This is a genomic window from Variovorax paradoxus (assembly GCF_029919115.1).
In the GTDB taxonomy this organism is placed as follows: Bacteria; Pseudomonadota; Gammaproteobacteria; order Burkholderiales; family Burkholderiaceae_C; genus Variovorax; species Variovorax paradoxus_O.
The window spans coordinates 5,225,973-5,250,302 of record NZ_CP123990.1 but is presented as its reverse complement, the minus strand read 5'-3'; the positions used below and the strand labels follow the sequence as shown (position 1 = coordinate 5,250,302).

21 protein-coding genes are annotated in these 24,330 nt (G+C 65.7%); 15 read left to right on the top strand and 6 right to left on the bottom strand.

Features of this window, described 5'->3' with window-relative positions:
• Positions 1–23 precede the first annotated feature (23 nt).
• The 15 genes from QHG62_RS25095 (at position 24) to QHG62_RS25025 (ending at position 15,444) form a co-directional block, all read left to right on the top strand.
• Entirely contained in the window at positions 24–1,340 is a 1,317-nt protein-coding gene (locus QHG62_RS25095; RefSeq protein ID WP_281148305.1) for a L,D-transpeptidase family protein, read from the top strand.
• A gap of 420 nt (positions 1,341–1,760) precedes the next feature.
• A complete protein-coding gene (locus QHG62_RS25090) occupies positions 1,761–1,946 on the top strand; it encodes a Flp family type IVb pilin (RefSeq protein WP_281148304.1) in 186 nt (61 codons plus the stop codon).
• A gap of 15 nt (positions 1,947–1,961) precedes the next feature.
• On the top strand, positions 1,962–2,459 hold the full coding sequence (locus tag QHG62_RS25085; RefSeq protein WP_281148303.1) for an A24 family peptidase: 498 nt from the start codon (positions 1,962–1,964) through the stop codon (positions 2,457–2,459).
• 65 nt (positions 2,460–2,524) lie between these two features.
• Positions 2,525–3,541: a Flp pilus assembly protein CpaB gene (gene cpaB, locus QHG62_RS25080; protein WP_281148302.1), complete on the top strand. Its 1,017-nt coding sequence runs from the start codon at positions 2,525–2,527 to the stop codon at positions 3,539–3,541.
• A gap of 48 nt (positions 3,542–3,589) precedes the next feature.
• Positions 3,590–4,957: a type II and III secretion system protein family protein gene (locus QHG62_RS25075; protein ID WP_281148301.1), complete on the top strand. Its 1,368-nt coding sequence runs from the start codon at positions 3,590–3,592 to the stop codon at positions 4,955–4,957.
• Positions 4,958–4,992: 35 nt separating this feature from the next.
• On the top strand, positions 4,993–6,288 hold the full coding sequence (locus tag QHG62_RS25070) for an AAA family ATPase (protein WP_281148300.1): 1,296 nt from the start codon (positions 4,993–4,995) through the stop codon (positions 6,286–6,288).
• Positions 6,289–6,296: 8 nt separating this feature from the next.
• Positions 6,297–7,619 (top strand): CpaF family protein, encoded by a 1,323-nt coding sequence (locus QHG62_RS25065; RefSeq protein WP_281148299.1) that lies wholly within the window; start codon positions 6,297–6,299, stop codon positions 7,617–7,619.
• Complete coding sequence (locus tag QHG62_RS25060; RefSeq protein WP_281148298.1) at positions 7,612–8,604, top strand: type II secretion system F family protein; 993 nt, start codon at positions 7,612–7,614, stop codon at positions 8,602–8,604. The genes QHG62_RS25065 and QHG62_RS25060 overlap by 8 nt, the downstream gene beginning before the upstream one ends.
• A complete protein-coding gene (locus tag QHG62_RS25055) occupies positions 8,601–9,566 on the top strand; it encodes a type II secretion system F family protein (RefSeq protein ID WP_281148297.1) in 966 nt (321 codons plus the stop codon). Before QHG62_RS25060 ends, QHG62_RS25055 begins: the two co-directional genes overlap by 4 nt.
• Positions 9,563–10,495, top strand: coding sequence for a tetratricopeptide repeat protein (locus QHG62_RS25050; protein WP_281148296.1), 933 nt, complete (start codon positions 9,563–9,565; stop codon positions 10,493–10,495). The genes QHG62_RS25055 and QHG62_RS25050 overlap by 4 nt, the downstream gene beginning before the upstream one ends.
• Complete coding sequence (locus tag QHG62_RS25045) at positions 10,492–10,890, top strand: DUF3613 domain-containing protein (protein WP_281148295.1); 399 nt, start codon at positions 10,492–10,494, stop codon at positions 10,888–10,890. The genes QHG62_RS25050 and QHG62_RS25045 overlap by 4 nt, the downstream gene beginning before the upstream one ends.
• A gap of 32 nt (positions 10,891–10,922) precedes the next feature.
• Positions 10,923–11,411 carry a TadE/TadG family type IV pilus assembly protein gene (locus QHG62_RS25040; RefSeq protein ID WP_281148294.1) on the top strand — a complete coding sequence of 163 codons (489 nt, stop codon included), beginning with the start codon at positions 10,923–10,925 and terminating at the stop codon, positions 11,409–11,411.
• Positions 11,408–11,902, top strand: a complete 495-nt coding sequence (locus tag QHG62_RS25035) for a TadE/TadG family type IV pilus assembly protein (RefSeq protein WP_281148293.1) — start codon at positions 11,408–11,410, stop codon at positions 11,900–11,902. Before QHG62_RS25040 ends, QHG62_RS25035 begins: the two co-directional genes overlap by 4 nt.
• A gap of 4 nt (positions 11,903–11,906) precedes the next feature.
• On the top strand, positions 11,907–13,997 hold the full coding sequence (locus tag QHG62_RS25030; RefSeq protein WP_348638673.1) for a pilus assembly protein TadG-related protein: 2,091 nt from the start codon (positions 11,907–11,909) through the stop codon (positions 13,995–13,997).
• A gap of 19 nt (positions 13,998–14,016) precedes the next feature.
• Positions 14,017–15,444: a sigma 54-interacting transcriptional regulator gene (locus tag QHG62_RS25025; protein WP_281148292.1), complete on the top strand. Its 1,428-nt coding sequence runs from the start codon at positions 14,017–14,019 to the stop codon at positions 15,442–15,444.
• 13 nt (positions 15,445–15,457) lie between these two features.
• On the opposite strand, the gene QHG62_RS25020 is transcribed toward QHG62_RS25025, so the two are convergent.
• From QHG62_RS25020 to pal, 6 genes are all read right to left on the bottom strand, one after another.
• Complete coding sequence (locus QHG62_RS25020) at positions 15,458–17,014, bottom strand: TolC family protein (protein WP_281148291.1); 1,557 nt, start codon at positions 17,012–17,014, stop codon at positions 15,458–15,460.
• Entirely contained in the window at positions 17,011–18,327 is a 1,317-nt protein-coding gene (locus QHG62_RS25015) for an HlyD family type I secretion periplasmic adaptor subunit (protein WP_281148290.1), read from the bottom strand. The genes QHG62_RS25020 and QHG62_RS25015 overlap by 4 nt, the downstream gene beginning before the upstream one ends.
• A 45-nt stretch (positions 18,328–18,372) precedes the next feature.
• On the bottom strand, positions 18,373–20,220 hold the full coding sequence (locus QHG62_RS25010) for a peptidase domain-containing ABC transporter (RefSeq protein WP_281148289.1): 1,848 nt from the start codon (positions 20,218–20,220) through the stop codon (positions 18,373–18,375).
• 73 nt (positions 20,221–20,293) lie between these two features.
• Positions 20,294–20,596, bottom strand: a complete 303-nt coding sequence (locus QHG62_RS25005) for a hypothetical protein (RefSeq protein WP_281148288.1) — start codon at positions 20,594–20,596, stop codon at positions 20,294–20,296.
• On the bottom strand, positions 20,593–23,670 hold the full coding sequence (locus QHG62_RS25000) for a glutamate ligase domain-containing protein (protein ID WP_281148287.1): 3,078 nt from the start codon (positions 23,668–23,670) through the stop codon (positions 20,593–20,595). Before QHG62_RS25000 ends, QHG62_RS25005 begins: the two co-directional genes overlap by 4 nt.
• A 106-nt stretch (positions 23,671–23,776) precedes the next feature.
• Positions 23,777–24,280: a peptidoglycan-associated lipoprotein Pal gene (gene pal, locus QHG62_RS24995; protein ID WP_281148286.1), complete on the bottom strand. Its 504-nt coding sequence runs from the start codon at positions 24,278–24,280 to the stop codon at positions 23,777–23,779.
• Positions 24,281–24,330 lie beyond the last annotated feature (50 nt).

Genomic DNA, 24,330 nt, shown 5'->3' with positions numbered 1-24,330 from the left:
TCCTGGCGGCATCGGCCCTGCTGATGGCCGCGCCCGGCGCAGCCAACGCCTCGGCCCAGTCCGTGCATGGCAGCAAGGCCAAGGCGGGCAGCAGCCGCGCGGCACAACATGGCGCCAGCAAGGAAGCGAAAGCCAAGTCGAAGCAAGCCCCTGCTGCGGCAACCCGAACCGCCGCCGGCAAGTCTGCGCAACGTGGAACGGCTGCGTCTTCACCGGCCGCCATCCAGGAAGCCAGCGGCGCCGAGGCCCGCCTGATTGCCGTCTACGAGCTGTTCGGCCGCGGCCAGCCCCGGCCCGCACTGGCAAAGGCGCGCGAGCTGGTGCGCGACTATCCCAACTTTCAGCTCGCCCAACTCGTCTACGCCGACCTGCTCGCAACGCAGGTTCCGCCAGGGCACGCCTTCTCCGACGCAGGCGTCGCCCGCTTGCGCAGCGATCCGGCCATGGCCGACCTGCGCGAGGAATCTCGCCGGCGCCTGCAGGCGCTGCGCGAAAGGCCGCCGGCGGGCACCGTGCCGTCGCAGTTCCTGGCGCTGTCCACGCGCAGCCGCTATGCCATTGCAATCGACGCCTCGCGCTCGCGGCTGTACCTGCTCGAGAACTCCGACAAGGGGCTGCAGCTGGTGGCCGACTACTACATCTCGGTCGGCAAGTCAGGGATCGACAAGGCCACCGAAGGCGATGCACGCACGCCGCTGGGGGTGTACTACATCACCAGCAGCCTCGATCCCAAGTCGCTGCGCGACTTCTACGGCGCCGGCGCGCTTCCCATCAACTACCCCAACCCCTACGACGTGCGGCGCGGCAAGACCGGCGGCGGCATCTGGCTGCACGGAACCCCGTCGCAGCAGTTTGCCCGCGCGCCGCAGGCAAGCGACGGTTGCGTGGTCATGGCCAACCCCGACCTGAAGCAACTGCTGCGCAAGGTGCAAATCGGCGCCACGCCGGTGGTCACGGCGCGCAGCCTGCAATGGATCTCACCGCCGCAGGCCGAAAAAGAAGCCCGCACATTCACCAGCACCATCGCAGCCTGGAAAGAGGCGCGAGCCAGCGGCAACGAAACATTGCTGAAAAAGTTCTATTTGCCCGATTTCCAGCGCAATAGTAATAAGAAATCCCTCGAGGGATTTGCAGTTCTCCGCGATGAGGTGGAATACGCCCAGGGCAAGCGTGTCCAGTTCAAGGATGTTTCCTATCTGCATTGGCGCGACGGCGACGACACCATGGTCACCACCTTCGGCGAAGTATTCGACGGCGAAAAAAGCGGGCGCACGCGCCGCCAATACTGGCTTCGGCAAGCTGGCGATTGGAAGCTTTTTTACGAAGAAGTCTTGAGCTAAGCCTCGCTGCGGCCCTCCTGCCAGTGGGGTTGCACCCCCAAAAATGTGACTTTTTCCCTAGATAAAGCACCAATCTTCGGTGTTACATCTAGCATCACTTCGCGGTAGTTACGTAACACGCCACCCATTTGTTGTCGTAACAAGCCGCTTTTGCACGTTCCGTGCGCCCGTAACGCACGTCCCACATTCATGGGATACGGCAGAGCTCCTACAGAGGGAAGAATGCGCCACAGGAGGCACCGCTTCCCCGGGAGCCGTGACTTTCACGACCGAGGCAAGAGGCTGGCCGCGATCGTGCTTATCCAACCTTGCTAGCACATGAAACACGCTCCTTCGCGGGTTCACCTCCTTGATACACGGAGTTACGCTGTATAACATTCACATTGCCTGCCCTTAGGTAACTTTTTAAAAAGGTGAATCATGTTTAATTCAATTACTCGTTTTTTGCGTGATGAAGAAGGCGCTACCGCAATTGAATACGGAATCATTGCGGGATTGATCTCGGTTGTGATGATCACGGCCATTACCGGCGATGGCGGAATTGGCGAAAGCCTGGGAACCATCTGGCAGGGCATCAGGACGGCCATTACCCCTGCTGCCGCCTGAAACGCAATGCCGGCAATGACATCGGCTTATTTGATGTGGTTGCTCTTCATTGCCGCCTATGACTTCAGGCAGCGGCGCGTTCCCAACTGGCTTGTGCTCGCAGGGGCCTCACTGGCTCTTGCGGCACTGGCAACAGGAACCGGTCCCATCGGGCAAGACTGGACTGCCGCACTGCTCGGCGCCGGACTCGCTTTCGGATTCCTGCTGTTTTTTTATGCACTCCGGGTCATGGGAGCCGGCGACGTGAAGTTCGCTGGAGCTCTCGGCCTGTGGGTAGGCCTTTCGGCCCTGCCCTCCATCTGGCTCATCGGCAGCCTTCTTGCCGGCCTTCACGCCGCGCTCGGGCTGGCTCTGCGGCGCTGGCCCATTGCTCCCCGGCTTTCGCTCGTGCTTTTCGGACCGTCGTCTTCGGCACAGGGCCAGCACTCGCCGGCGCGGGCCCGGTTTATTCCCTATGCGGCCTACCTTTCGATGGCCGCCGCGGTGTGGATGGTTTGGGGTCGACAGAGCTGATCGCTCCGTCACCACGAGTTGTTCATCAATGACTCTCGAATTGCTCCCTTCCTGACCAGCCGCCCATGATCAATCTCACCAAAATCATCGCCGCCGTCCTCGTGCTCCTGGCCCTCGCGCTCGGCGGCTATGCATGGCTGCTCAGCCGGCAGCCGCCGCCTCCTGTCGTGGCGGCCCCTTCCGCGGCTGCAGCCGGCAAGACCGCGCAGGCGCAGACCTTCCGGGTGGTCGTGGCCGCCAAGCCGCTGCCCGCGGGCCGCGCGATCCCGCCCGATGCACTCCGCGTCGAGCGACTGACGATCAACCCTGCGGGCGCCTTCCAGGAGACGGCGCCGCTTGCCGGCCGTGTTCCCGTCATCGACCTGGGCGAGGGCACGCCGCTCGTCGAAGGGCAACTCGTTTCCGGCCTGGCCCTGCGCGTGGGCGAAGGCGAACGCGCAGTGGCCATCAAGGCCGACGAAGTGATGGGTGTGGGCCACAAGGTCAGGCCCGGCGACTTCGTCGATGTGTTCCTGATGCTGAAGTCCGACGGCAAGGACGTCGACCGCAGTCAGGCGCGCCTGCTCCTGTCGCGCAAGCGCGTGCTGGCCTACGGCGGCGCCTCCATCGACGGCATGGCTTCGGGCATGGACAAGAACGGTTCGGCCCAGCAACAGCAGCAGCAACAGGCTTCGCGTGCCGAGGCCGCGCGGACCGCCGTGCTGGCAGTGCCGGTCGACGACATCAACCGGCTGACGATTGCCGAATACAGCGGCCGTCTGCTCCTGGCCTTGCGCAACCCCACCGACATGTCGGAGCCCGACCCGAAGCTTTTTGCCGAACTGCCCACCGCCCTGCAGCCGGTGCCGCCAAAGGCCGGCGAAGCACGCAGGCCGCCGCTCGAAGGCCTGGACCGCGCCCAGGCCGGCGTGATTGCGGCCGACTTCGTCACGGGCGGCAAGCCAGTCAATTTGCGCGTGCCTGCCGCAGCAGCAGTGGCAGCAGCGCCCGCCGCAAACGCGCCCGCCCGCACCGGCGGCTCCCGCGGCGGACTGCAGGTCGAGGTCATTCGCGGCGACCGCAGCGAAACCATCAACTACTGATCAGCAACCAGTGGCACGCACATGCAAGCCACTCACAAGAAAAACACCATGACGATCGCCCACTGCGCGAGAACACCCGGCACGGCCCGCCCCCTGCGCCCGACCCTTGCGGTGCTGTGCCTGCTGGCATCGGTCGTCTGGCCGGCGGCACAGGCAGCGGCAGCCGATGCAGAGGCAACGCCTGCGCACGCCGCGCTCCAGCTGCGCATCGACGCGGGCACGCAAAAAGAATTGCTGATCGGCAAGGGCATCGAGCGCATGGCCATCGCCGACGAAACCGTGGCGGGCGTTGCACTCACCCGCCAATCGCCCAACTTGCCGGCGGCGCGCCTGATCATCACCGGCAAGGCGGCGGGCCGCACCACCCTCATGATCTGGGAAAAGGGCCAAGCCAACGCAACCGTCTATGCGCTCGAGGTACGGCGCCGCGCCTCCACGCTTGCCGGCTCGCTCAACAGCATGGAGGCTCACCAGGAAGCACGCGACGCAGCCATGTCGTCCGGCGGAGAAAAATCGACGCTGGTCGATCGCTCCGTGGTCAACGTGCGCAGCAACACCGTGCAGGTCGAGGTCAAGATCGTCGAGTTCAACCGCAGCGTGCTCAAGCAGGCCGGCCTCAACATCTTCAGCACGCGCGCCAATTCAAATGGCTTCAGCTTCGGCGTCCTCACCCCGTCGTCGCTGCGTTCGGCCTCGTTCGGACCCGACGGGGCCATTGCGGCCGACATCAGCAATCCGCTCGCGCAGGCATTCAGCCTTCTCTTCAACTTCGGCAGGGCCGGCATTGGGCTGAACGTGGGTTTTCTCGAGGGCAACGGCATGGCGCGCGTGCTCGCCGAGCCCACGCTGGTGGCGCTGTCGGGGCAGAGCGCAAGCTTTCTGGCGGGTGGCGAACTGCCCGTGCCGGCACCCCAGGGCCTGGGCACCACGAGCATCGAATACAAGCCCTTCGGCATCGGCCTCACCCTGACGCCCACCGTGCTGTCGAACGACCGCATCGTGCTCAAGGTGGCACCGGAAGCCAGCGACCTGGACTACACCAACTCGCTCAGCATCGGCGGCGTGGCCGTACCCGCCATTAGCACGCGGCGCGCCGACACCACGGTCGAACTCGGCGACGGCGAGAGCTTCATCATCGGCGGCCTCGTGAGCCGCACCACCACTTCAAACGCAGACAAGGTTCCGCTGCTTGGCGACATTCCGGTGCTCGGAACCTTCTTCAAGCAAAACAAGTACCAGATGAACGAGAAGGAACTGGTGATCCTCGTCACGCCGCACCTGGTCAAGCCCATTGCGCGCGGCACCGATCTCGGCCCATACCTCCCCGGCGGCGCCGAGCAGCGCGACGGGCCCGTCTGGCGGGCGCATCTTCTGGGGCCGGCTTCGGGCACCACTGTTCCGGGCTTCTCACGTTGACTGAAACAAACCCCACAGATCCGGTGGCAGACGCCATGAACGCTCCCCGCGACAGCCTCCCTGAAACCGGTGCGGAGACCTATCTCTTCGCATCGCCGAACAGCAGCCACATCACCTGGCTGACCGACGCGCTCGCCCAGCTGGGCACCGTGGTCAACCTTCCTGCCGAGCCCAAGTCGCTGGACGAGCGCATGGCCATGCTCGGCCCGGCGGCAGTCTTTCTCGATTTTTCAGGCGGCCATGCCGCGGCGGCAAGCGAGCTGCACCAGCGCCTCAAGCGCGAATGGCCGACGCTGCCGGTGCTGGCCACGGGCGTATCGGCCGAGCCCGCCTCGATGCTTGCCGCGTTGCGCGCCGGCGTGGACGACTTCGTGGACATGGGCGCGCCGCCGGCGGATGCGATCAGCACACTCCGCAAGCTTCTTGACCGCCAAAACAGCCTGCCGGGCCGCACACGCGGACGCACGCTCGCCCTGCTCGGCGCGCGCGCGGGCATCGGCGTGACCACGCTCGCAGCCAGCCTGTCGCTGGTGCTGAAAGATCAGCTCTGCCAGGCGGCGACGCTTCCTGCCCGCGCACGCAATACGCGCGGCGGCGTTGCGCTGCTCGACCTCGGGCTTCCGGCGCGCGACGGGCTGCTTTATCTCGACACGCAAAGCGGCTTCAGCTTTGTAGACGGTGTGCGCAACCTGCGCCGTCTCGACCAGACGCTGCTGCACACCGCGCTTGCCCATCACGCAAGCGGCGTCGCGGTGCTTCCGCTGCCCGCGAGCCTTGCGCAAGTGCGCGAAATCTCGCATGCGGATTCAGTGGCGCTGATCAAGCGGCTCGGCGATTTCTTCGACTTCCAGATTGCCGACCTCGGGGGTTTTTCGACCCTCGACTTCGTCGCGCAGACGGTAAAGGCGGCGCCGCGCAGCTGGGTCGTGTGCGACCAGAGCATCGGCGCCATCGTTTCGACGGCAACCATGCTCAAGGAGCTGCGCACGCGCGGCGTCGAAACCGAGCGGCTGGCACTTGTGGTCAACAAGTTCGACAGCCACGTGGACCTTTCGGCCAAGGACATTGCCGACCGGCTCGAGCTCCCGCTGCACCACGTGGTGCCGGCGCGCAGCGCGCAACTGCTTTCGGCGGCAAGCCGCGGCGAAATGCTGGTGCGCACGGCGCGCGGCGACGCCTATTCGCAGGCCGTGGCCGAGCTGGCGCGCGGCCTGCACCAGGAGTTCATTTGCGGCACGGGCCAGCCACCGGCCAAGGAATCCCGCTGGGCGGCGCGCATGCCGCGGGTGCCGCGGCTTGCCGGCCTCTGGAAAAGCTCTAGTGAAGGTTGAAACGCCCCATGTCCAACGATCTCGAATTTGCCGACGACGACCAGGCGTTCATCAACTCGCAGCAGTTCCAGGATATCAAGAGCTGGACGCATGACCACCTGCTGAGCCGCATCGAAGAACTCGGCGCGGAGTTCGGCCGCTGGTCGCGCGCCTCCATCCAGCAGTTTGTCGAACTCGAGGTCGACAGCTTCGTGCGGCTGCGCCGCGTGCCCATCAACGACCGCGAGATGCAGCTCATCTCCGACGCGCTGACCAAGGAGCTCGCGGGCTTCGGGCCGCTGGAAGACCTGCTCAACGATCCGGCGGTCGAAGACATCCTGATCAACGGCTACCAGAACGTGTACGTGTCGCGCCACGGCATGCTGGAGCGCGAGACGGTGCGCTTTGCCGATGCGGAGCACGTGATGCGCATCGTGCGGCGCATCCTCGCGCCGCTCGGCCGGCGGCTGGACGAATCCAACCCGATGGTCGACGCGCGCCTGCCCGACGGCGGCCGCATCAACGTGATCATCGAGCCGCTCGCCATCGACGGCCTCTCGGTCTCGATTCGAAAGTTCCGCAAGGAGCCGCTCACGCCGGCCGACATGGTGAAGCTCGGCACCTTCGATGCGGGCATGGCGCAACTGCTCGAGATTGCGGTTCGCGCGCGCTGCAACATTCTTGTGAGCGGCGGCACCAGTTCGGGCAAGACCTCGCTGCTCAATGCGCTGGCCACCTTCATTCCGCCGCGCGAGCGCGTCATCACCATCGAGGACACGGCGGAGCTTTCGCTCGGCACCAGCCACGTGGTGCGGCTCGAAAGCCGACCGGGCGGATTCGACGGCACCGGCGTGGTGTCCATCCGCGACCTGCTGCGCAACAGCCTGCGCATGCGGCCCGACCGCATCATCGTGGGCGAGGTGCGCGGCGCCGAAGTGATCGAGATGATGCAGGCAATGAACACGGGCCACGAAGGCTCGATGGGCACCATTCACGCCAGCTCGCCGCGCGAATGCCTGTACCGCCTTGAAATGCTCGCGGGCTTTGCGGGCTACCAGGGCAGCGAAGTGAGCCTGCGCCGGCAGATTGCCAATGCCATCGATTTCATCGTGCAGATCGGGCGCCTCTCGAACGGGCAGCGCCGCATCCTCTCTCTGAGCGAAGTCACCGGCGTCAACGACAACGTGGTGGCCATGCAGGAGCTCTACCGCTACGAGCCCATCACGTCGCCCGACGGCGAGGAGCGCGACCGCTGGATATCGCTGGGCATTGCGCCGCATTCGCCCAAGATCACGCGATTTCGGCAGTCGCTGACACGCGCGGCGCAGCAAGGAGACAACAACCGTGCGTGAAATCCTGCTCGCAGTGGCCTGCGTCGCGTTGCTGCTGGCAGCCGCGGGGCTGCTGCTGTGGCAATGGGCCAAGGGCCGCCAGGCACGGCAGGCGGCCGCCCGGCACCTGAAACAACAGATCCAGGTAAGCACAGCCGCAGGCACGCCGATGCCGATGCCGGTGCGCGATCCCGCCAACGACAATCTCATGACGGGCGTGACCTCCGACCCATGGCTCAACGCCGATGCAGGCGGGCCGGTCGCGCCACCCGCCGGACTGCTTGAAAAGGCCCTGCCCGATCGGCTCACAGGCGTGATCGCCCCACGCACCGCCGCGCTGGGCGTGCTTGCCATCGTGGCAACGGCCGCACTCGCCGGCGTGTTCGGCGGATGGGTGCCGGGTGTGAGCGCGCTTGCACTGTTGACGCTTCTCGCGGCTTTCGCGGTCTGGCTCCGGCTGCAAAAGTTCCGTCGCAAGATCGTGAGCCAACTGCCGGCCTACATCGACGCCATGGTGCGGCTGATCACCATCGGCAACTCCACGCAGGCGGCTTTCCAGCTTGCCATAGCCACCACCGAGGCTCCGCTGCGCGGCCAGCTGGAGCGCTCGGCATCGCTGGTGCGCGCGGGCATGGACCTGGATCGCGCTCTGCACCAGACGGCCAGCAATGTGCGCATAGAAGAAATGTTCCTGCTGGCTTCCATTCTTGGCCTGGGCGTGCGTTACGGCGGGCGCTCCGACCTGCTGCTGGAGCGCGTGGGCAACTTCATGCGCGACCGCGAGCAAGCCGAGCACGAGCTGCTCGCCCTGTCGTCCGAAACCCGGCTTTCGGCGTGGATCCTGGGGCTGCTGCCAGTGAGCGTGGGCGTCTTCTTCATCTTCACCAATCCCGGGTACTTCATGGGCATGTGGAACGACGGAACCGGGCGCATCATGGTCCTTTCCGCAGCGGGCTTCCAGCTGTTCGGCGCAGCGCTCCTCTACCGGCTGGCGAAACTCACATGAACGCCACCTCCAACCAATTGGCCATCGTCAGCCTTGCTTTGCTGGCCTTGGGCCTGATGGCCGGCGCCGGTGCACTGATTGCGGCCGAACTGCGGCGCACGCGCAGCGGCAAGGTCATCGGCCGAGCCATCCAGCAAGTCACCACGGCGCCGCAAGGCTCCGCGGCTTCCGCCGATGCGGCCGACTTGCTCAACGGCTCTGCAAAGCAGGACATCGACCTGCCGTTCCACTGGCTCGATTCGCGCGTGGGCCGCGCGCTCGTGGCCAAGGAAGACCGCAACCTCATCGATCAATGCGGCTTTTCGTCGAAGCGGGCCCAGCTGGTTTTTCTGGTGACCCGCATCGTCTTCACGTTTCTTCTTCCCTTCGCGGTCTACGTGCTGTGGAGCGCGGGGCGGCCGCAGCGCACCGTCACCATCGTGCTGGCGGCTGCATTCGTCATCGGATTCATGGCACCCAAATGGGTGCTCGGCCGCTTTGCCGCCACACGCCGCGAACGGGTGAACCAGGAGCTGCCGCTGTTCATCGACCTGCTCCGCCTCTTGCAAGGCGTAGGGCTGAGCCTGGACCAGAGCCTGCAGATCATGGCCAGCGACTTCTCGCACGTGCTGCGCGTGCTCGGCTACGAACTGACCTTTGCCAACAACCAGTACAGCCGCGGCCGCAGCCGCGAGCATTCGCTGCAGCGCCTTGCAACCCTGCACAAGAACGAGAACCTCCGCGGGCTCGTCTCCCTGCTGGTCCAGGTCGACAAGCACGGCGGTGCCGTGCAGGAGCCGCTGCGCATCTTCAGCGACCGGCTGCGCGAACACCGGCGTTCCGAAATGAAGGAACGCATCGGAAAGATCACGGTGAAGATGACCGCCGTGATGGTGACCACGCTGCTGCCGGCGCTGGTCATCGTTACGGCAGGTCCGGCCTTTCTTGCCATCTTCCGTTCACTGGGAGCCGCCGCCAAATGAAGACACTCGATTCTTGCGCGAGCCCGCGCCCTCTTCTCCGCCTGCTGACGGTCGCCTGCGCGGCGGCAGCGGCTGTTGCGATGACCGGCTGCGCCGGCCCCAAGGACCAATACGCCGCCAGCGCCGATGCACAGCAGCGCATGGCCGCCGAAGCCGCCGCGGACACCAGGGCAGGCGCCAACGTGGACACGCAGGCCACGTATCTCAAGCTGGTCGAGCAGATGCAGAAAGAAGACCTGTGGTTTGCATCGCTCGCGCACATCGACGCGCTCGAGCAGCGTTGGGGCGTGTCGCCCGAATCGACCCGCACACGCGCCGAGGCGCTGCGCCAGACCGGACAGGCCGCACCCGCGGAAGCCACCTACAAGCGCCTGCTGGGCACACCGCTCGCAAGTGCCGGTTACCGCGGCCTGGGCCTTCTGGCGGGCGCGCGCGGCAACTACGCCGAAGCGGTGCAGCTGCTTGCGCAAGCGCAGCGCCGCACGCCGACCGATGCGTTGCTGCTGAGCGACCTCGGGTACGCATACCTTCGCGCCGGCCAGATCGAAGAGGCGCGGCTGCCATTGATGCAGGCCCTGCAGTTGCGCCCCGACAGCGCGCAGGCCCTGGCCAATCTGGCGCTCTACCTGGAGGTGACCAACCAGCGCGACCAGGCTGCAGCCCTGATGGACGCCAACCGCATGCCGCAACCCACACGCCTGGCCGTGCGCGAAGCGGCGCTGCAGATGCGCGCGTCGGGCAGGTTGCCCGCACCCGCGGCCGGAACGCCCCCCGAAGCTCGCGGAGAACCCGTTGTCGTGCCCCTCGCACTCAAGCCGTCGCGATGGGCGGGTGCGGGTGGCGTGAGAACCGCGAGCCAGACGAACCCTTCGGCCTCTGCACCTGAAGCGCCGCTTTACCTGAATTCGACTGCACGAGGTACACCATGAACCACACGCCCGCCGACTGGACTGCCCCGCTGCAACTGCGCCTTGCCCTGGCTGCCGCACTCTTCTGCGTGGCGACGGCCGCCGCGGCACAGGCCGTACCGCAAGCGCAGGAGACGCAGAAGACCGAAGCAAAGCAGGCAGCCGTGCAAGAGGCGGAGGCCGAAGAGTACGAATCGCCCCCGCCGCTCCTCATGGGCGATGCAACCCTGAACCTGCTTGCCTGGCAACGCAGCGGAGAAATCGCCTCGCGCACCCCCCGGCCCATCGCCGGAAGCGTCGCCGGCCGAAGCTACGAGCGCTACATCAAGAGCTTCGAGCATCCGATTCCGGAACACCTGGGCTCGACGGTAGCCAAGTCGAAGGGCGGCGGCGGTTCCTCTTCGGGCGACCGCTAGCAAAGAGCCATCTTCGCCGTGCATCAAGAACCATGACGCAAATCCGCACCCACGCAAAGCCCGGGCGCGCCCAGCACGGCGTGTACGCGATCGAATTTGCGTTCGTGTTCCTCATCGTCTTTGCGCTGCTCTACGCGGTAATCTGCTACGGCTTCTTGCTGGCCATGCGCATGAGCTTGCAGAACGCAGCGGAAGACGGTGCGCGTGCGGGCCTGCGGTACCAGGCCACCCTGAACAGCCGCAGAACGGAAGCAAACTCCGTTGCGGTCCAGCGCACCGACTGGTTGCCCGCGGGGCTCAAAACCAACCGCAATGTCGTAGCGGCAATCTGCACGGCAACAGAAGACACCTGCTCGCAAGCGACGCCGCCATGCGGCCCCGAATGGAACACCCGCTGCCAGATGATGGTGACAGTGACCGTCACCGGAATCGACCAGCTGTTTCCGGTTTTCCCCGCCTTTGCCCTGCCTGAGCGCATTGCGGGCAAGGCCAGCATGCTGCTCGACGGAAGGTCGTTGTGAAGCCGGGTCACCCACGGCTTGAAAAGGCCGCTTCCCGCCAGCAGCGCGGCGTTGCCGCGATCGAGTTCGCGCTCGTCTTCAGCGTGCTGTTTCTTGGCATCTACGGGCTCGTCACCTTCTGCGGCGTTCTCTATGTGCAGCAAGTGGTCTCGCGCGCAGCGGAAGACGGCGCAAGAGCCGCGCAAACCTTCAGGAGCGACACGCCGGCCGCTGACCTGCAGGCCAATGTTCGAACCGCCATCTACCGGTCGCTCGCACTGTCGATGATCACCCCCGCTGCCGCGGGCAATGCGCCTTCGGCAAAAGAGACATGGCTTCGCGCAAAGATGGCGGACATTCCTCCTGAAGTGACTGTTTCGCCTGGAACGGTCGCGGTGAAGGTCACCTACCCTTACCGCGCCAATCCGCTGCTGCCGCCGGTTCCGCTTACCGCAAGCTGGATGCCCGAGCGCCTGCTCGGCAAGGCCACCACCGCCAGAGCTCCTTCGTAGATCGATGCGGACGATGCACGCATTCAAACGAAGCACCGCAGGGCGGCAAGGCGGGTCGATCGTCATTACGTCGGCCATTGCGTTGAGCCTGCTGGTCATCGTGCTCGTCGGCGTCGAACTCGGCTACATGTTCTTTGTGAAACGCGAGCTCCAGAAGACGGCCGACCTTGCTGCGCTTGCGGGTGCGCAGGCACTCGATCCGGACAGCTGCACAACCGCAACGGCGGCTGCAATTGCCAATGCGGCGCTCAACCTCCCACCCGGCCTGGCGGCTATTGCCGCAGACAGCGTGGCGTGCGGCCACTGGGACCCTTTGTCCCGGCCGAGCGCCCCTCACTTCGGCCCGCCGGAGAGCGGGCAAAAATTCAACGCAGTGCGAGTCACCATCAACAGGACGCCGGCGCTGGTGCTTGCAGGTATTCCGGGCAACGCACCCCGGGCCATCGGTGTCGATGCCGTCGCGGCCCTGAAGCACCCGCTGGCGGCATTGAGCATTCGCAGCACGCTCGTGAGCGTGGACAGTACGCAGTCGCCCATCCTCAACGCGGTGTTCGGCGGTCTTCTGGGCGGAAGCCTCAACCTCGACGCAGTGGGTTGGAACGGCTTGATCAACACCGACCTCAAGCTGCTGGGCTTTCTCGACGAGCTGGCGCTGCAGTTGGGCATTGGCGCCGGCAAGTACGACGAGGTTCTGGCCACCAATGTTTCGGTGGGCACGCTGCTGCAGGCCATGATCAATGCGCTGCAGCGCAGCGGAAGCACGGCCCAAACGGCTGTGGACGCGCTCACCCTGCTGAGGGTTGCAGCCAATGCCGCCGCGGCCCAACCGCTGCTGAAGCTGGGTGACCTGCTTGGTGTGCAATCGGGCACCGATGCGGCGGGGCTGGACACCAGCATCCAGCTTTTTCAGTTGGTGCAGGGCGTGATCCAGGCGGCCAATGGCAAGAACGGCGTTGCTGCGGATGTCAATCTTGCGGGGGTCACCGCGAGCATCAAGGTGATAGAGCCGCCGCAGTTTTCTGCCGTCGGCAATCCTGAGTTGGCAAAACTCGATCCACTGGGGCCGAACAGGATTTATGTTCGAACCGCACAGGTTCGAGCACTCGTTTCTACAAACATCGGCGCGACCGGACAGCTGCTGACAACACTGATCAGCGGCTTGTTGAACGCACTGACTTCGCTGACCTCTGCCCTGGTCTCGATCCTTGGCTCCATCATCGACCTTACGCCGCCGGGGAGCTGCGCGGTCATTGCGGTCAATTGCCACACCCCCGCCAAGACCGAAATCGCGGATGTCAAAGCATTGCCGCTGCCCATTCGAATCGACATCAGCATCGACGTTGCTTCAGCGGCGGCCTACGTGACGGACTACGACTGCGCCAACGACGCCGACAGAAAACTCTGGGCAAACTCGACATCCAATATTGCGACATTGCGCATCGGAAAAATGGGCAGCAGTGCGGCCGATGCAAAGGCCAAGGTTTTCTCATCCTCGTCCGCTCCGCCCACCGTGGAACCCATTCCGCTGATCGATATCGGCACGATCCAGACAAGAAAAACCTGCACTGTCGTCGTCCTCGGGGTGTGCGTTGGCAGTGTGCAAGAGTATTTGCAGCCGAACGGCACATGGACCACTCAAAAGGCCACGGCGCAGCGCACGGCTTTTGGTGGCGGGGGCATCGGCCTCGCAGTCGACCCCGGCCCCCTTGGCGGCAGCACCGATTCATTGCTTTTCCATTCCTCCGTGCCCGGGCAGTTGAAAGAAATCGACGATACGGCGGCGCCCGCACAAACGTATCTCTCGACCTCTGCCACCAACAACGTGGCCGGCCTGCTGACCGACATCGTCAACGGCCTGCAACTCAATCTGTATGGTCCCAATGCATCGACAGGATTGCTCGGCGCCATACTGAGTACGACGGATGCAGCCGCCACCGCGGTGTTTACGTTGCTCAAGACCCTGATCGCGCCTCTCATCTCCTCGGTTGTCAATTCGCTCGTGGGGTCGTTGCTGAACAACCTGGGCATTGATCTTGCCGATGCCGAAGTCGGCGCCCGTCTTTCGTGCAAGGCGGGCGCGGAGTTGGTGTACTAACACTCAAGCTATTTTTCCCATGAGCGCTCCCAACTTCGACGAACTCGACCTCTTTGTCTGGGAAGGCAAGGCCGACATCCTCGACCGTATCGCGCGGTGCATGGCGAGCTTCGACGTGGAGGTGATTCGCGCCGACGGCATGCCGGCGCCGCAGCAGGAGCGCGGCACTGCCCTTCGGCCGTCGGTTGCCATCATCAGCGTCACGGTCATCGACGGCGGGGGGCTGGCGCATGCGACCGAGTTGCTGCAGGGCATGCCGGTGATCTGGGTGGCGGCGGCTTCGCGCGAGCGCGACTCGCGAACCTATCCGCCCGAATACCTGCACGTTCTGCCGTATGACTTCACCTGCGCCGAATTGCGCACCATGGTGGCCAAGCTGGTGCGGCAGCTGCGGGCGCGCGACGTGGCGCCCCAGGCGCCCGATGTGCTGGTGGCGCATTCGGACGCGATGAAATCGCTGCTTGCCGAAGTGTCCGCCTTTGCCGACTGCAACCACAGCGTGCTGGTGCGCGGCGAAACGGGCGTGGGCAAGGAGCGGATTGCGCAGCAGCTGCACCTGGGGCACCAGCATTACAGCAAGGGCGCATTTGTGGCGGTGAACTGCGGCGCGATTCCCGACGGCCTGTTCGAGTCGCTTTTCTTCGGCCATACCAAGGGCTCGTTCACCGGCGCGGTGCATGCGCATCGCGGCTATTTCGAACAGGCGACGGGCGGCACGCTGTTTCTCGACGAGATCGGCGACCTTCCCAAGTACCAGCAGGTCAAGCTGCTGCGCGTGCTCGAAGACAACGCGGTCACACGCCTCGGCGCCACGGCGCCGGTCCGGGTCGACTTTCGGCTGGTGGCCGCCACCAACCGCAACCTGCGCGAAATGGTGGCCAACGGCGAGTTTCGCGCCGACCTGTTCTACCGGCTCGCGGTCATCGAGCTGCATGTGCCCAGCCTCGAGGAGCGTGGCGAGATCGACAAGATCGCGATCTTCAAGGCGTTGCTGGCCAATGTGCTGGGCGACGAACTCGAAACCCTGGGTGAAACGCCGCACTGGCTGAGCGATGCGGTGGCGGAAACGTACTTTCCCGGCAACGTGCGGCAGCTGCGCAACCTGGCAGAGCGGGTGGGCGTGATTGCGCGGCAGCTGCATTCATGGGACCAGAACCTGATTCAGCGTGCCATTGCACTCACGCGCGGCACACCGACGCCTTCTGCAAATCCGGCCGAAAGAAACGGGTACGGCGCAAGCGCCAACGGCGTGGCGCTCGATGCCAATGGCGAGCGCAAGGGATGGAACGGCAGCGAGCGCAACCGCATCATCGCGGCGCTGGAGATCAACGACTGGAAGCGCCAGGACACCGCCCAGCACCTGGGCATCAGCCGCAAGGTGCTGTGGGAAAAGATGCGCAAGTACCAAATTCTGGACGGAGAGCCGGGCATCCCCGAAGACGCCTGAGCCCTTCGCCTGCTCAGCGCTCCGCCAGGCGTGTGGACCGGCGCAGCGGCGGATTCGATGCCACCGCCGCTGCGCCGCGATCGACCACCGGTTCGCTCGCGCAGCTTGCGTTGCTCGAGATGCACAGCGCGGTGAGCAGGCCGTCCTCGCTCAGGGCGGGCCGGCTGGGTGGGCCGAAGATGCGATCGATCCATGCGTTGCTTGCGTCGGGGTCGATGCGCAGTTCTCCGGTGGTACGCGCCAGGCGCAGCTCCGAAATGCGCAGGTCGAACACGGCGTCGACATAGTCGAACAGCAGGTTGTAATAGTCCAGCTGCGCATCGAGCACGGCGGGCAGGGTCTCGCGTCCGAACTCCATCAGGCGGCGCCGTCCGCGAAAGGCCTGGCCCGAAGTGCTGACGGCTTCCATCAGCTGTCGCTCGCGCTCGCGGCCCGAAACCGTGCGAGCCCATGAAGCCGATGTGAGCTCCAGCAGATTGAGCTTCACGCCTTCGAGCTTGGCTTCTTGGTTGGCAACCTCGGCCAGTGCGGACTTCAGGCGCAACTGGCGATCGAAGCCGTTGCCGAAGTTCCAGTTCAGCTCGAAGGCGGCGCGCGTCGGGTCTTGCGGCGACACGCCGCGCGGGTCCTTGCTCTTGACCAGCACCGCATCCACGGTGGGGTAGATGCTGGCTTCCTGCTGGTCGACAAGCGCCTGGGCCTTGGCAACACGACCCTTGGCCTCGGCAATTTCAGTGCTGCGCTCTTCGGCGCGGCGCAGCGCTTCTTCTTGCGACGCAATGCGCCAGAACGTGGGCGCGGCGAGCACGGGCAGCGAATCGGTGGCGGGCGTGAACTTGAAATAGGTGTTGAACTTGGCGAGCGCCTCGTCGCGCTGCGCCTGAAAGTCGGATTCGCGCGCGGCCACGCTGGCACGGCGCGCAGCCGCCATGTTCAGGTCGTTCTCGCCGGCGGCGCCAAGCGCAACACGCCGTGCCTCGGCCTTCGACAACTCGGCCACCACCTCGGTGGACTTGCGCGCGATCTGCTTCTTCAGGTCGAAGCGCTGCACCTGCAGGTAGGCGGTCAGCGCATCGAGCACCACCTTCTGCGACGTGGTCACCACCGCCTCGTCGTCGGCCTGGTTGCCGGCCTCGGCCGCGCGCACCGCCGCGCTCATGGCGCCGCCGTCGATCAGGCTCACCCGCGCCTCGGCTGTGAGCACGGTGTAGTTCTCCGTCTTGGCGTTGGCCGCGCCGCTGTTGTAGTTGCCGGAGGCGGTGCCCATCTTGAAGCGCGGAAAACGCGCCTTCTTGGCTGCATCGACGCCGAAGCTGCTGGTGTTGGCCGCCGCTTGCGCAGACTGCACCTCAGGGTATTCCTGCGACAGCGCGACAAGCGCCTGCTTCACGCGCTGGGCATAGCTTGCGGCACCGATCGACGGAGTGGAAAGGCGGCGCGCAGGCACAAGCTGCGCGGGCTGTTCCTGCGCGATGGCCGCGCCCGGAGGGAGTGCAAACCCGGCGCACAGTGCTGCACAAAGAGCGCTGCGGCCCAAGCGGCGCCGGCCTGCCGATTTGCTCGCCCTCATGGTTCGCGAAAGGCTTCGCGCCGCAGCTTGAGCACGGGCCGAAGGATGTACCAGATGAACGGATCGGTCCCCACTTTCAGGTCGACCTCCGACTCCATGCCCGCGGTGACGCGGTTGTCCTGGTGCCCCACATAGGCCTGCCCGGTGCCGACCAGGATGCGGTAGTAGGGCGCCGCATTGGCAACGGCCGGATCGCGGTCGGCATCGGCGGCCACCAGCGTGACCTTGCCGTCGATGGCGCCGTAGCGCAGGTAGTCGTAGGCGGTGATCTTGACGCGCGCCGCCTGGCCCACTTCGACAAAGCCGCGGTCGTTGGGGTTCAGCCGCGCCTCGATCATGACCTCGTCCTTGTCGGGCACGACTTCCATGATGGCTTCGCCGGGCTTGATGACCCAGCCCGGGCTGGCGCTGCGCAGCCCCTTGACGATGCCGTCGGCCGGGGCCTTGACGATGGTGCGCGAGCGCTGGGTGCGCGCGCGCGCAAGGTCTTCGCTCAGGCTTGCGAACTGGCGCTCCACCGTGGCCAGCTCGTCGGAGGCGCGGCGCCGGAAGCGCCCTTCGGCTTCGGCCATCTTGGCCTGCGCCTCGGCAATGGCGGCGCTGGCGGATATGGCGCCCTGGCGTGCCACCGCGAGCTCGCTTCGCACACCCTCGACCAACCGGCGTTTTTCGAGCACCTCGACCTGTCCCACCAATTTTTCGGACAGCAGTTGCTCCGATATCTCGAGTTCTTTCTGCATCAGCGCCAGCCGGTCGTTCAGGCCCTTGACCTTGGCCTGCTGCTCGAGCTCCTTGCTGCGCGCCTGTTCGAGCCCCGACACCGCGCCAGCCATCACGCCGCGCTGCTCGAGCGCGCGTGCTTCATAGGCGCCGGTTTCGCCGTCGAGCACGCTCTCGTCGATGTCCGCCGCAAAACTCTCGCGCCTGAGCGGCTTGCCGCGGCTCTCCGCAATCAAGCGGATGCGGGTGGCCTGCGTGGCGGCGTAGCGCGCGGTGAGCTCTTCAAAGTTGAGGCCGCTGCCGCCCAGGTCGATCTCCACCAGCGACTGCCCCTGCTTCACGCGGTCGCCTTCTTTCACCAGCACATTGCTGACGATGCCGCCTTCCAGGTGCTGGATGGACTTGACGCGGTCCGACGGAATCACGCGGCCGGGTGCCACCACCACTGTTTCCATAGGGAAGCCCAGGCCGACGACGGCGAGCACGGCCACCACGCTGCCAATCACCCACTGGCGGCGCCGGCCCTCGGGCGAGGCATGCGCCGCGCGCTTGTGCTCTTCGTCCTGCAGTATCTGCGGCAGATCTGATTTCAAGTCGCGGCTCCCAATTGCAATTGCGCTTCTCTTCTATTGCCCGGCTCAAGCCATCGAACGGGTCGCGGGTGCCGCGGCGCCCTGCGAATGCGTATCGGCGTCGCCGTCTCCGGTAGCCGGATCGGTCAGCGCCACCAGCGCCTTCTTCACGCCGAAGAGCTTCGGCACCATCACCGCGGCCGTTCCCTGTTCGACATTGCCTTGCCCCGTGACGTGATAGACCACCGTGGCGGCCGACACGATGCGCAGCGAATGCGTGACCACCACCACGGTGCGCACCTTGGCCACCGCAAGCAGCGTGGCCAGCAGGGTTCGCTCGCTCTGAAAGTCGAGGTCGTTGCTCGGCTCGTCGAGCACCAGCACCGAGGGCTTGCGCAAGAAGCTCATGGCCAGCGCCAGCTTGCGCCGCTCGCCCACCGAAAAGCCGGTGCCGCCTTCTCCCACCACGGTGCGGTAGCCGTCGGGCAGCTTCGAGATGAAGTCGTGCGCGCCCGAGAGCTTGCAGGCCGCCACCACTTGCTCGTCGCTTTGCCCCGGGGCCGTGCGGCGCATGGTGTCGATCAGCGGCCCGCCAAACCAGTACACCTCTTGCGAGAGATAGCTGATCCAGCGCGAGAGCTCTTCGCGGCCGAACTGCGACAGGTCGTATTCGCCGATGCTGATGATGCCGCGCGTGGGCGTGTACAGGCCCGACAGCAGCTTGACCAGCGTCGACTTGCCGGCGCCATTGCGCCCGACGATCACATGCAGGCCGCCGGGCCCGATGTCGAGATCGACGTTTTCGAGCACCGGCTTCTGCGCGGCTTCGGTGAAGCTGAAGCTCACGTCCTTGAGCGTGACACGGCCCAGCGGCTGCGGCAGCGTCATGCCGCTCGGCGGTTTTTCGACCGGCTCGGCAAGCACTTTCTCGAGCCGCTTGGCGGCCTCCTTGGCGGCGGCCAGCGAACGCCAGCTCGAGACCAGGCCGGCGACCGGCTGCAATGCCTTGAGGGCCAGCATGTTCGAGGCGACCAGGCCGCCGACCGTCATCCACTGCTCCATGACCGAAACAGCGCCCACCGTCACCACGATGACCGAGAACACCGTCAACAGCACCGTGGTGCCGTCGCGTGCGGATTCGATCTGGCCGTTCTTGCTGAAGCTTTCGCTCAGCCAGGCGTTGTAGGTCTGTCGCCACATTTCGATGGTGGGGCCGTCGTTCGATTGCGTCTTGAGCGTTTCGCGTGCATTGCAGATCTCCGAGGTCATGCGGTCGAGGCCGCGGCCACGCTGCACTTCTTCGACCCGGCCGCTGCGCACCTCGTCGGCCCACCACCACGCCAGAAAGGCCATCACGCCAAGGAACAAGGCCACCACCGGCAACACCGGCAATGCCACGATGCCGATCACCACCAGCGCGAAGATCGCCATCGGCAGATCGAAGATCGATTGCGCCAGGCCGCCGGTGACCGTGCCGCGCACCGAAGCCACGTCGCGAAAGAACTGGTGCCATACCGAGGCGGGGCGCGCCTCGAGCGCACGCAGCGGGCGGTTCAGCATCGAGTTCAGCAACGCACCCGACACGCCGTGGTCGATGATGGCGCCCGCATTGCGCAGCAGGCGCGAACGCCGCGAGCGCATCCAGAACTCGATGCACAGGAAAAACAGAATGCCGCACACCAGCGCAGCCAGCGTCGAGATGCCGCTGCGCGACAGCACGCGGTCATACACCTGGAGCAGGAAGATCGACGGCAGCAAACCGAAGAGGCTGATGGGCAGCGAGCGCCACGCCGCGCTCTTGACCAGCGGGTAAGCGTCGCGGAAAGCCGCGTTCAGCGCGCCCGCATACGGACTGGCACCCGACTCTTCGGGCACATCGGCAACCAACTGACTGGGCAAGAGAAACTTGATCATGGGGAATGGCCGATCCGTCGGGCAGTGACGCCTCGAAGATTATCAACTGTTACCCTTCTGTTACAAGCAATATCTACCCTTGTATGCCGAGGCAGCGCGGCGTTGGTGTGTATTCCTTCACGGCCGATCCGTCGGGCCTGGCGACAGCTTTGTTACCGCGCTCCGCCTGCAAGCAGCCCGTGGTTTTTCTGGCAGCCGGACGGGCCTCGTCGGTCGGCAGCCCCTTGGCCAACGCCAGCGCGACATTCGCGCACAGCAACATGCAAAGGAGCCAGGCGCCAAGCAGCTGCAGCCAGCCGAGCCACCAGCGGCGCGCGGGCGCTGCCCCTGCCGGATGGCGTTGATAGTGCAAAGGCGGGTACGCGCTGAACTTCATGGCAGTGCTTTCAAAACCCGGGCGAGCCGGGACAGGCCGACGCCTGCGGAACTCTTGGCCAGCACCCAGTCGCCCGGCTGCAGCAGGCCTCCGAGTGCGGTCGACAGATCGGACACATCGACGAACCAGTGCGAGCGCACCTTGGTGCGAATGCGCGCATGCAACGCGCGCATGAGTGGGCCGCACAGCAGCACGCGGTCGGGCTGCGATGCGAGCAGTTCCGGCTCCAGGTCGAGGTGATGGCGCTGTGCGGCGGGGCCGAGTTCCTGCATGTCGCCGAGGATTGCGACGCGCCGAGCCGGTTCGCAAGGCGCCTGCGACAGCAGTTCGAGCGCGGCACGCATCGAGCGGGGGTTTGCGTCGTAGGTTTCGTCGATCAGCTTGAAGCTGCCGCCGCCGATGTGGATGGTGTGCAGCGCGCCGCGTCCGCTTGGCGGCTCGAAGTGGGCAAAGGGCTCCACGGCGGCAGCCAGCTTCAGGCGCATGGCATGCAGCGCCGCGAGTACGGCCACGGCGCTCGCGCCCATGTGGCGTCCAGGTGCGTTGAGCCGCAGCTGGAACGGTTCTCCGCAGACCGACGCCTGGACCTCGCCGTGGCCGAATGCGAGCAGCCGCACGTCGGCGTCCTTGTGCTCGCCGTAGGTCACGATCTGCAGCTGCTGCGCCATTGCGGCCTCCGCGAAGGTCGCAAACTCGGGAATGTCGCGGTTCAGGACGGCGCTGTCGCCTGGCGCCATGCCCTGGAAAACGCGGCTGTCCAGGCGCGCCGCGGCCTCCGATGGGCCGCGCGTTTTTTGCGAAGCCGCCGAAAGCCCCGTGACCACCGCCAGCATGGGGCGCACCAGCTGCGCCGAAGCCAGCATGTGCGGCGAGCCCATCTCGAGCACCCAATACGCGGCATGCCGCGGCATGCAGGTGAGGTTCCAGGCAATGCCTGAGGGCAGGCTCACATTGCCTTCGGGCCGGGCCACTTCGCCCCAGACAGTCAGCGCATCGGCGAGCATTGCGGCCACGGTGTTGCTGCCGATGCCGCTGCCCAGCACCCCGCAGACCCGGCCGCCGAACTCGGTGCGCGCATGCGCGCCCAGATCCAGCACGGCCTGCAGCACGTCGGGCACCTGGAGCACGGGCACGCGTTTGTCCAGGTGCGGCGCAGGGTCGGTGCACAACACGGCGGCCGCGGGCTGCAGCACGCCCTTGAGCGCGACCGCCGCCAGGGGCGTCTTCGAAGTGCGCGCCTGGTGCTCGAACACCACGCGGCCCTTGCGCAAGAAAGAGCGCTGCGTCACACCGGTGGCGCGCCAGCCCTCCTCCGGGCGAACAACCCATTTGCCGCCGGTCACGCGCGCCATCTCGTTCGCGGTCCACGCGGCGCCGTCGTCCCTTGCGCTGCCGCCGGCGCCGGCCGGCACCGCGCGGCGCTCGAGCAGGTAGTGGTGGTAGGCCACAAAGCCCGACACATACTGCGCCACGTCGTCCACTCGCACGCGGAACGCGTGGTGCCGGATGAAGAACGACCCGGCAACGGTGGACGGCCGCTGAAAGTACATTGCCATTTCGGGCCAGAAGAAGCCGTTGAGCAGGTAGTGGGCGCGGTATTCGAGCGCGCGGTAGAACTTTTCGGTGTCCAGTTCTTCGAGCAGGTGCCGCATGGCGGGCATTCCCTCAAGCCGTTGGAGCATCTGCTGCGCAGCAAGCATGAGCGCGAGCAGCGTCGGATACGTGGTCTTGCGGTCGAGCACGAAGTCCAGGTAGCCGGCCACGTTCTGAAGGCCGAAGCGAAAGTACTTTTCTTGCGGGCTCCAGCGCGTGAGCTCGTTCACGCAGCAGCTCAAGCCATGGTCGTGCGACTGCCAGTGCTGGCTTGCGATGAAATGCTCGAACGCCTTTTCCACCGCTGCGAGCCAGCGCGCATCGCGCGTGAGCCCATACAGGCGCATGAGGCCCAAAGCGGCCTCGCCGTCGTAGTAAACGGCGCGCGAGGCCTGCTTCACCTGCAGGTTGCCGGCGTGCAGAACGTGGTTGAAGCGGCCGGTGGCGGCGTCCTGCATCCACACGATGCCCTGCGCCAGCTTTTCAAGCAAGGGCAGCCATTGGCGCGTGTCGGTCGCCTCGCAGTATTTCACCAGTGCGAGCACGCATGACGCATTGCCGCTCAGCTTGATCTCTTCACCGGCATCGACCAGAAACGCGGCTTCGCTGCCGTCTGCGAGCGTGTAGCCGCGTATGAGCCAGCTCGCCAGATGGCCGAGGGCGCGGTCGATGGCGGCTCGCAACGGGTCGCCGCGCGTGAGCTCCCACGCTTCGATCATGGCGTGGAGCACGCTCGCGTGGCGCGTGGCGTCGCCGGTCGGAATGCGGCGGTCGAAGCACGGAAAGCAGCCGTAGACAACCCGCCCGTCTCCCTCCACCTGGCGCGCGAGATAGGACGCGCCGCTGCGCACGAGGTCGAGTGCCGATTGCGGGTTGAGCGCAGGCGCCTGGCGCCGCCCCGCATCGAGCCCCGTGCCCACCAGCTTGTGCACCACACAGTCGGGTTGGCAGAAAACACCCGCCGTGGCAAGCAGGTAGACCGGCCGGTCCGCCGGCAGTTCGAGCGCAAGAGTCCGTGCGAAGCGCGCCTGGGCGTAGATCTCGAAGTTGCGCGTATTCACCACCGCATGCGCAATGTTCGAATCGGCGCAGAGCATGGCATTGGCGTTGAGCTCCTGCTCGGTGAATGCCGTCTCGAAATCTTTGTCGAACGCCAGCCCGAGCCGGAAGTAGTTGCGCTTGACGGCGGCAAGCTGGGCCTTGAACTGCGCCCAGTCGATCGGGCTCGCGCCCTCGACCCAGTCGATGCGCAGCCAGGGCGACACGATGCCGTTTTCGCGTACCCAGCGGGTCATGGCTTTGGCGCCTTCGTGCCATGCGTCCTCGAATTCGGCCGCACGCGCGTGCACCACGTGCGCACGCTGCGATCCGTCGCTCACCGAGAAGAAAAGCGTGAATGCCGGATAAGGCGCCGGTAGTGCCGCGCACACCGGCACCAGGCGCTCGTGGCAGGCGTGGAGCTGGTTGGAGAAGGACATCATTCGGCCTCGATCGAATACGGGAGACCGATCGCGCCCGTCATGTGCTCTTGCTTTTTTGACGCAGCGGACCGGAAACTCCCCTCGAAGGCATCGCGTTCTCCGGATTTCAGCGGTAGCTGAACTCGGCTCGGCGATTGAGCTGATGGCCCTCCTCGGTGGCCTCGGTCGACGCCGGTTTTTCGAGGCCCCAGCTCACGGCTTCGATGCGCTCGGCCGGCACGCCGAGTTGCGTGAGCGCGCGTTGCACGGATTCGGCCCGGCGCTGGCCCAGTGCGAGGTTGTATTCGCGGCCGCCGCGCAAGTCGGTGTGGCCCTCGATCGTCACCTTGCTGGCAGGCCGATTCCGCAGGAAGTTCGCATGCGCTTCCACCACGCTGCGGTACTGCGCCTTGATGTCGTACCTGTCGAAATCGAAGTACACGATCCTTGCCGCGGCGGGGCTCTCCTGCACCGGCGGCGCGGGCGGAGGCGGCTCTACCTTGGCCACCGGGACGGCCTTGTTCGAGTAGTAGTAGGTCGCGTCTTCGCGTCCGCTCTTGGGTCCTGTTCCGCAGGCGGCAAGGCTTGCCCCCAGTGCGACGACGGCCAGTATCCGGGATGTGTTTTTCATGTTCGGTCCTTTTCGCGCGGGGCAGGCCGGCGAGGCCTGCCCCTTGCCTT